This window comes from Phenylobacterium sp., assembly GCF_031412415.1.
Taxonomy (GTDB): domain Bacteria; phylum Pseudomonadota; class Alphaproteobacteria; order Caulobacterales; family Caulobacteraceae; genus Phenylobacterium.
The window spans coordinates 1-1,728 of the sequence record NZ_JANOCX010000148.1 but is presented as its reverse complement, the minus strand read 5'-3'; the positions used below and the strand labels follow the sequence as shown (position 1 = coordinate 1,728).

The 1,728-nt window shown below is 65.6% G+C and carries 2 protein-coding genes; both read right to left on the bottom strand.

Annotation, left to right across the window (positions count from 1 at the left end; genetic code table 11):
* A partial coding sequence (locus RMO04_RS07075; RefSeq protein WP_309644082.1) for an acetyl-CoA C-acyltransferase occupies nucleotides 1–785 on the bottom strand: 785 nt, incomplete at its 3' end.
* 91 nt (nucleotides 786–876) lie between these two features.
* Nucleotides 877–1,728 (bottom strand): 3-hydroxyacyl-CoA dehydrogenase family protein (locus tag RMO04_RS07070; RefSeq protein ID WP_309644081.1); only part of this gene is annotated, 852 nt, incomplete at its 5' end.

Genomic DNA, 1,728 nt, shown 5'->3' with positions numbered 1-1,728 from the left:
GCGGCGCCGTCGGAGAGCTGGCTGGCGTTGCCGGCGGTGATGAAGCGGCCTTCCTTGACGTACTGGCCGCCCTTGAACACGGGGGCCAGCTTCTGCAGGTCGGCCAGGGTGGTCTGGGGCCGGTTGCCCTCGTCCAGGGTCAGGCGGACTTCCTTTTCGGAGAACTCGCCCGTCTCCTTGTTCTGAACCAGCATGATCGAGGTGAGCGGCGCGATCTCGGCGTCGAAGTAGCCGGCGGCCTGGGCCGCGGCGGTGCGCTGCTGGGACTGATAGGCGTACTCGTCCTGGGCTTCACGGCTGACATTGTAGCGGTCGGCCACGATCTCGGCGGTTTCCAGCATCGAGGTGTGGATTTCCGGAACGTGCTCGTTCAGCCACTTATCGCTGGTGCGGTAGCGGTTCATCTTATCGTTCTGTACCAGGCTGATGCTTTCCAGCCCGCCGCCGATGGCGACCGTCGCCCCGTCGTTGATGATGTACTTGGCGGCCGTGGCGATGCCCATCAGGCCCGAGGAGCACTGGCGGTCGAGCGTCATGCCCGAGACGGTGTTGGGCAGACCGGCGCGCAGCGCCGCCTGGCGGGCGATGTTGTTGCCGGTGGAGCCCTGCTGCAGGGCCGCGCCCATGACCACGTCGTCGATCTCGCCCGGATCGACGCCGGCGCGGGCGACCGCCTCGGCGATCACGTGGCCGCCGAGTTCGGCGCCGGAGGTGTTGTTGAACGCGCCGCGATAGGCCTTGCCGATCGGCGTGCGGGCTGTGGAAACGATGACGGCTTCACGCATGGGAAGTGTGTCCTGCAATGTGGGAAGGAAGGTGTCCTGCTCTACCGCCCGGCGCACGGGCCGGGCGGCCGTCTCTGGATGCTGTTTCGCCTTAGAGGTCGGCGAACTTCTTGTTTTCGGAAACGAGCTTTTCCAGGGCCGCGGCGGGCTTGAACTGGTCGCCCATCTTGGCCTGGAACTCCTGCATCTTGGCCAGCACCTTGGCGGCGCCGATCTGGTCGCCGTACCACATGGGGCCGCCGCGATAGACGGGCCAGCCGTAGCCGTTCTGCCAGACCACATCGATGTCGGAGGCGCGGATGGCCTTGCCCTCTTCGAGGATCTTCATGCCCTCGTTGATCATCGGATAGATGCAACGCTCCAGGATCTCCTCGTCGCTGATCTTGCGCGGGTTGGCGCCTGACTTGACGATGAAGTCGTTGATCACCTTCTCGGTGAAGGGGCTGGGCTTGGCGTTGCGGTTCTCGTCGTAGTCGTAGTAGCCCGCGCCGGTCTTCTGGCCGCGGCGGTCCATCTCGCAGAGCACCTCGCGGATGGTCGAGCCGGAGGACTTCTCGGCGTTCCAGCCGATGTCGAGGCCGGCCAGATCGCTCATGGCGAAGGGGCCCATGGGGAAGCCGAAGTCGTAAAGGACGCGGTCGATGTCCCAGGGCATGGCGCCTTCCATGACCAGCTTCTGCGCCTCGCGCTGGCGCTGGCCCAGGATGCGGTTGCCCACGAAGCCCGGGCAGACGCCGACCAGGACGGCGATCTTGCCGATCTGCTTGGCCAGCTTCATCGAGGTGGCGATGACGCTGTCGGAGGTGTGGTCGGCGCGGACGATCTCCAGCAGCTTCATCACATTGGCCGGCGAGAAGAAGTGCAGGCCGATGACGCTCTCGGGGCGCTTGGTCACCGAGGCGATCTCGTCGATGTTCAGGCCCGAGGTGTTGGTGGCCAGGAT